Below are 5,688 nucleotides of genomic sequence, written 5' to 3'. Positions count from 1 at the left end.
ACGGCAGCGCCGGATCGGGATCGAGGTCGAACACGATGCGGTCGGGCCGCTCGATGTTCGACGCATGCGCGTTCCACGTATGCAGTTCGACCGTGCCCATCTGCGCGGCGCCGAGCAGCGCGTCGACGTTGTCGATCGACAGCAGCGGCCCGTGGCCCGGGTCGAGCCCTTCGTGCTGCGTGACGAACGGGATCTCGCGGCGCTCCGCGTGCTTCTGGAAGAACAGCTCGCCGGCGATGTCGCCCGGGGCGCGCACGAGCGACACGGGACGGCCTTTCAGGTCGGGCAGCAGCCACGGCGCGACCCATTGCCAGTACCGTGCGAGGTCGATCTTGCGCGTGCCGCTTTGCGGGTCGAGCACGCGCTCGGGATGCGTGATGCGCACGCGGCCGAGCGTGTCGGGGCCGGACGCGTCGCCGTCGGCTCGGGCGGCTGCGCGAGACCGTGCGGATTGCTTGCGTTCGCCGGTTTCACGAGCGGCATGCGATGCGCGCTTGCGTGTGTCGTCGTGCGGGGTCGGGCGTTGATCCATCGTCACCTCCGTTTCCGTATGTTTGGGTATCTCGCGGACGATCTGCGCCGCCGGCTTGTCCTCGCGCAGCGCGATGAACGCGGCCTGCCGCACGATCCCGTCGCCGGTCCATTCCGCGAATTCGCATTCGGCGACGAGCGTCGGCTCGACCCAGTGCACGCGAGTGCGCGTGCGTTCGCGCGGCGGTTCATCGAATGGCATCGTGTCGCGCTCGTGTTTGCGCAGGATCACGGCGAGACGGTCGAGCATCCGCGTGTCGAAGCCGGTGCCGACGCGGCCGACGTAGCGCAGCGGCCGGGCCCGCGCCGCCGCTTGCCGCCGGCGCCGGCTCATGCACGCCGAGCAGCAGCGCGCCGAAGCCGTGCCGGCTGCCCGACGGCTCGGTAAAGCCGCCGATCACAAACTCCTGCCGGCGCCGGCATTTGAGCTTGATCCATGCGGGCGACCGGCCGGCGCGATAGCGCGAGTCCGCGCGCTTGCCGATCAGTCCTTCGAGGCCGGTGTCGCAGGCGCTCGCGATCAGCGACGCGACGTCCTCGCCGAGATCGGGCGAAAAGCGCACGCGCGCCGGGTCGCTGTTCGCGAGCAGCGGTTCGAGCAGCGCGCGACGGGCCGTGAGCGGTGCGTCGCGCAGGTCGTAGCCGTCGAGATAAGGCAGGTCGAACACGAAGAAGGTGATCGCGTCCGAGCGGTCCGTGCCGAACGCGTTCTGCAGCGCCTGGAAATCGGGCAGGCCGTTTTCGCCGAGCACGACGGCCTCGCCGTCGAGCCATGCGTCGTCGAGGTCGAGCGCCGCGAGCGCGTCGCGCTGCGCGCGCAGCTTCGCGGTCCAGTCCCGGCCTTCGCGCGTCATCAGCGTGACGCGCCGGCGTGCGCCCTTGCCTGCGATGCGCGCCAGGATGCGGTAACCGTCGAACTTCAGTTCGTAGCACCAGCCGCCCTGCGTCGGCGGTGCATCGACCAGCGTTGCGAGTTGGGGCGCGACGCGCTCGGGCAGCGGCGCGCGCACCGCGCCTTCGACCTGCGACGGCTCGGTGGGGCGCTGGCTTGCGTGGCTTGTTTGGCTTGCGGGTCGCGCGTCATGTGCATCGCCATCCGCGTCGGTCGCTCGGCCGCGCTGCGCCGCGCGCTTGCGTGCCGCACCGTGGGACGCGCCGTCATGCACGCTCCCCGGCCGTTCGCCGACGACGTCGAATTCATCGGCGCTGCGCGCGTCGTCGTCGCGCTCCTTGATCAGCAACCACTGCTCCTGACGCCCTTCCTGCCGCCCGCTGCGCACCAGCGCCCAGCCGCCGTGCAGCTTCTCGCCGTCGAGCCGGAACGTCAGCCTGCCGGCCCGGTAGCCTTCGCGCGCCTGCGCGACGCCGCCGTCGGGCGTCCACGTGCCTTCGTCCCACACGACGACCGAGCCCGCACCGTAATGCCCGGCCGGAATCTCGCCTTCGAACGACGCGTATTCGAGCGGATGGTCCTCGACGTGCACCGCGAGCCGCTTCACCTGAGGATCGAAGCTCGGGCCTTTCGGCACGGCCCACGATTTCAGCGTGCCGTCGAGTTCGAGCCGGAAGTCGTAGTGCAGCCGGCGCGCGTGGTGCTCCTGGATCACGAAGCGCAGCGGATGGCGTGCGCGCGCGGCGGGCTGCTTCGCCTTCGGCTTCGAGGCCGCTTGCGTATCCGTCTTCGCGCGACGCTTGCCGTGCGCCCCTTCGGGCTCGGGCGTCGCGCCGAAATGGCGCTTGCGGCGATACGGATCGAGCTTGCCGGCCATCGCGTCACCTCGTCGGAACCGGAATCGAAATCGGAGTCGGCGTCATCGGCGTCACGCCGCGTGCTTGCGGCGCGCGGCCGTCTTCTTCGCTGCGGGAGCGCTCGCTGCCCTGTGTTTCGCGGCGGTCTTCTTTGCCGCGGTTTTCGTCGCCGCGCCCTTCGATGCGGATTTCGCCGCCGGCTTGCGGCGCGCGCCGCCCCGCGACGACGACGATGAAGATTCCTCGTCCTCTCCTTCGCCACGCTCTGCACGCAGATCCGCCGCGCGCGCCCCCGCGCCGCCCTTCAGGCTGCGCTTCAGCAGCTCGGTCAGATCGACCACGTTGCTCGCCGCGCGGCCGGTCTGCGCGGGCCGGTCCTCGATCTCCTCGATCTTGCCCGCGCGCACCTTGCGCTCAACCAGTTCGAGGATGTCGTCGCGGAACGTGTCGTGATATTCGTCGGGGGTCCATTTGCCGGACATGTCGTCGATCAGCTTCTTCGCCATCCCGAGCTCGCGCGCACTGACGCCCGCGCCCTTCGCGTCGTCGGCCGGCACCGACAGCTCGTCGAGCGGCCGCAATTCCTCCTGCCAGCGCAGCGTATCGAGCGCGAGTATCGGCCCGACCGGGATCAACGCGCCCAGATGCTGGCGGTCGCGCATCACCACCAGCGCGATGCCGATCTTGCCGCTGTCCTTCAGCGCGTCGCGCAGCAGCGCATAGACCTTCTCGCCCTTGCGGTCCGGCACCAGGTAGTACGGCGTGTCGAGATAGAGGAACGACACGGCGTCCTCGTCGACGAAGGTCAGGATGTCGACGGTCTGCGTCGATTCCGGGTTCGCCGCGCGGATCTCGTCGTCGGTGAGCACGACGTAGCGCTCCTTCTCGTATTCGTAGCCGCGCACGATGTCCTCGCGCGTGACCTCCTTGCCGGTGCGCTTGTTGATCTGCCGGTAGCCGATCGGGTCCATCGAGCGCTTGTCGAGCATCCGGAACGACGGTTTCACGGTGCGCGTCGCCGGAAACAACTGCACGGGCACGTGCACGAGCCCGAAGCTGATCGCGCCTTTCCAAATCATCCGCGGTGCCATGCATGTTCCTCCTTGCCGGGTGCGCGCCCGCCCGAGGGCGGGCGCACCGTCCGGCGCAAGCCGCTGTCGGCCGCTGTCGGCCCTATGCCGGCAGCTCCGCCGCCTGCTGTTCGCGCGCCCACACGCGATGCTGGCCGAGGTGATCCGACAGCGTGTTCAGCACCGCGTCGAGATCGACGGCCTGGCCGACGCACACGCCTTCGGCCGGGTCGGGCAGGTGCGCGGCGCTGAGCAGTTGCCGCCCGGAGCCGACGGCCGCGATCGGCTTCAGGTGCTTGAACGCCTCCCGCACGAAATGGCGGGCATCGGCGCTGTGCGCGAGATCGCGGCCATCGCCGTCGCCGCCGCACACGAACACCGCGTCGAACATCACCGACGGCATGCCGACCAGCGTCGCCTCCGGCACGATGCCGCCGATCGGCGCGAGCGTCGGCGCGACGATCGTCGGCACCGCGTGCGCGGCCTGCAACGCGTCGCGCACCTGCTCGACCAGCACCGGATTCACGCCGGGCGTCGCGACCAGCGCGATCTTGCGCGAGCGGATGCCGGGCTTCGCGCGGCCGATCAGGCTCAGCGCCGGCGAGCGCTGCGGCACGGCCGGCGTCGCGGCCGCCTGCGGCGCGGGCAGCCCGAGCCGTTCGGCGACCTGCGCGGCGAGCCCCGCGTCGAAGCGCGCGATGATCTCGTTGACCACCCGCTCGCGAATATGCGGCTGCGTCACCTTGCCGAGCTCGAAGCAGTACGCGTCGCGGATATGCCGCTGCTCGATCTCGGTCATGCTCTGGTAGAACAGCGCGGCCTGCGAGAAATGGTCGGCGAACGATTCGCTGCGCACGCGCACCTTGTGGCCTTCGAGCGGCTCGGGCACGGTCTCGAACCCGCCGCCGGCGGGCGCGGGCGGCGTCTCGCGCGGCCAGCCGCCGCTCGTGGAATTCGGCTCGTACGACGCCTGGCCGACGTTGATCGTCTGCCGGTGCAGCGCGTCGCGCTGGTTGTTCGCGAACGGGCACACCGGCCGGTTGATCGGGATCTCGTGGAAATTCGGGCCGCCGAGCCGGCTCAGCTGCGTATCGGTGTACGAGAACAGCCGCCCCTGCAGCAGCGGGTCGTTCGTGAAATCGATGCCCGGCACCACGTGGCCCGGGTGAAACGCGACCTGCTCGGTTTCCGCGAAGAAATTGTCAGGGTTGCGGTGCAGCGTCATCCGGCCGATCGGCCGCACCGGCACGAGCTCTTCCGGCACGAGCTTGGTCGGGTCCAGCAGGTCGAAATCGAATTTGTCCGCATCGGCCGGATCGATCATCTGCACGCCGAGTTCGAACTCCGGATAGTCGCCGCGCTCGATCGCCGTCCACAGGTCGCGCCGGTTGAAATCCGGATCGTGGCCGGCGATCCGCTGCGCCTCGTCCCACAGCAGCGAATACGCGCCGCTCACGGGCCGCCAGTGGAATTTCACGAACCGCTCGACGCCGGCCGCGTTCACGAAGCGGAACGTGTGGACGCCGAAGCCGTCCATCGCGCGATAGCTCGCCGGCAGCGCGCGGTCCGACATCAGCCACAGCACCATGTGCGTGGTTTCCGGCACCAGCGACACGAAATCCCAGAACGTGTCGTGCGCGGACGCGCCGGTCGGCATCTCGTTCGGCGCCTCGGGCTTCACCGCGTGCACGAAGTCGGGAAACTTGATCGCGTCCTGGATGAAGAACACCGGCATGTTGTTGCCGACGAGATCGTAGTTGCCTTCCTGGGTATAGAACTTCACCGCGAAGCCGCGCACGTCGCGCACGGTGTCGGCCGACCCGCGCGGCCCCTGCACGGTCGAGAAGCGCACGTACACCGGCGTTTCGGCGGCCGGGTCCTGCAGGAACGCGGCCTTCGTGTAGTCGGCCATCGGCTCGTACACGCGAAACACGCCGTGCGCGGCCGAGCCGCGCGCATGCACCACCCGCTCCGGAATGCGCTCGTGATCGAAATGCGTGATCTTCTCGCGCATGATGAAGTCTTCGAGCAGCGACGGGCCGCGCGCGCCGCCTCGCAGCGTGTTCTGGTTGTCGGCGATCCGCACGCCCTGGTTGGTGCGCAGCGCCTCGCCGTCGGGCCGCGCACGGTTCGCCTCGAGCTGGCGCGATTTTGCGCTGTCGGGCGGTTGCGTCGGTTGCGTCGGGGGCGTCTTGCCGGCGGATGGGGGAGTCGTCATCGTCAGGTGTCCTCGTGGCATTCGGTAGGGAGCCGTTGCCGCACGGCGACGCGCCGCGGCGCACGCGTGCGGACGGCAGGGAAAGCCGGCCCGGCGCGCCGCGAACGGCCGCGGGCCGGC

General features: G+C 69.9%; 2 protein-coding genes and 1 pseudogene. All 3 read right to left on the bottom strand.

The genetic code is table 11. The annotated features are described in order from the left end of the window. Window positions 1-2,300, bottom strand: a pseudogene (gene ligD, locus JMF90_RS21445) (DNA ligase D); the annotation flags it as partial. A 51-nt stretch (window positions 2,301-2,351) separates the two neighbouring features. After that, window positions 2,352-3,371, bottom strand: coding sequence for a Ku protein (locus tag JMF90_RS21440; RefSeq protein WP_175766375.1), 1,020 nt, complete (start codon window positions 3,369-3,371; stop codon window positions 2,352-2,354). Between the two features lie 82 nt (window positions 3,372-3,453). Next, window positions 3,454-5,568 carry a catalase HPII gene (katE, locus tag JMF90_RS21435; RefSeq protein ID WP_201317315.1) on the bottom strand — a complete coding sequence of 705 codons (2,115 nt, stop codon included), beginning with the start codon at window positions 5,566-5,568 and terminating at the stop codon, window positions 3,454-3,456. Between the last annotated feature and the right edge of the window lie 120 nt (window positions 5,569-5,688).

Origin of the sequence: Burkholderia sp. E168m23 (assembly GCF_016586125.1) — a bacterium.
In the GTDB taxonomy this organism is placed as follows: domain Bacteria; phylum Pseudomonadota; class Gammaproteobacteria; order Burkholderiales; family Burkholderiaceae; genus Burkholderia; species Burkholderia orbicola.
This window is presented reverse-complemented; position numbering and strand designations above follow the sequence as displayed.